Here is a 1,300-nt window from a genome sequence, read left to right as displayed (position 1 = left end):
GGTTCTTCGAAGAATTCCGGGGCTGAATTGGCACATTCCGTATCCTATTGGCCGTGAAAGGCGATTGGGGAATGGGATGCTGGATCGGAAGACGCTGCAGAGGTTGGGCGGCTGGGATGGCTACAAACTGGATCGGGTGGTATGGCCTGAAGGAGAAAGCCGTACGCTGGCGCTGTACTTGAAGCCGGTCAGCAAAGTCATGTACTGCGAGGAGTGCGGCTCGAAGTGCCGGCAGGTTCATGAGACGGTGGTGCGGCGCGTACGGGATCTTCCGCTGTTCGAGTATCGCGTCGTGCTGCACGTTCCGCGGCGTCGGGTGTGGTGCGACCGATGCGGCGGCCCGCACCTGGAACGCTTGGAATGGCTTGGCCGCTACCAGCGTGTCACGGCTCGCCTGGCTCAGGCTTGCGGGCAGCTACTGGGTAGTTCCACGGTGCAGGCGGTGGCGGCTTTCTATGATTTGGGCTGGCACACCGTCAAGAGCATCGACAAGGCGCGTTTGCGCGAGGCAGTTGTCGAACCGGACTGGTCCAACATTCGCTACCTGGCCATGGACGAATTCGCGCTGCACAAGGGCCATCGCTATGCCACGGTCGTCGTCGATCCGATTGGGCGGCAAGTGCTCTGGATCGGACAGGGCCGCTCGCGCCAGACAGCGCGGGCCTTCTTTGAGCAGCTCCCGGCGGGAGTCGCCAAGCGCATCGAAGCCGTTGCCATCGACATGACAACTGCCTATGAAGTGGAGATCCGTGAGCATTGTCCGCAGGCTGAGGTGGTCTTCGACCTCTTCCACGTGGTAGCCAAGTATGGGCGCGAGGTGATCGACCGGGTCCGTGTGGACCAAGCCAATCGCCTGCGGCACGGCCGTCCAGCCAGACGGGTACTCAAATCCACGCGCTGGCTACTGCTACGCAACAAGGAAAACCTGAGCGACACTCAAGCGGTGCATTTGAATGACGTGTTGCAGGCCAATCAACCGTTGCTGACCGCCTACATCCTGAAGGATGAACTCAAGCGGCTGTGGTTCTACCGCCGTCCCGCATGGGCCCAGAAGGCTTGGGAGCATTGGTGCGTCCAGGCAAGGCAGAGCCAGATTCCAGCGCTGCAGTTGTTCGCGCAGCGGTTGCAGACCTATTGGCACGGCATCATCGCTCGATGCCGGCACCCACTCAATACAAGCGTCGTCGAGGGCATCAACAACACCATCAAAGTCATCAAGCGCCGAGCCTACGGCTACCGCGACGAGGAATACTTCTTCCTAAAAATCAAGGCGGCGTTCCCCGGTATTCCTCGTTGAACC

At 60.5% G+C, this 1,300-nt stretch carries 1 protein-coding gene; it reads left to right on the top strand.

What is annotated here, in order from left to right:
- The first annotated feature begins 76 nt into the window (after positions 1-76).
- The gene (locus tag ACDA63_RS20095) at positions 77-1,297 is read left to right on the top strand and encodes an ISL3 family transposase (protein WP_373665083.1); all 1,221 of its coding nucleotides are present in this window, start codon (positions 77-79) and stop codon (positions 1,295-1,297) included.
- Positions 1,298-1,300: the final 3 nt, after the last annotated feature.

The organism is Uliginosibacterium sp. sgz301328, assembly GCF_041807905.1.
In the GTDB taxonomy this organism is placed as follows: domain Bacteria; phylum Pseudomonadota; class Gammaproteobacteria; order Burkholderiales; family Rhodocyclaceae; genus JBGVSA01.
Note: the sequence above shows the minus strand (reverse complement) of the source record. Positions and strands in the feature narration are given on the sequence as shown.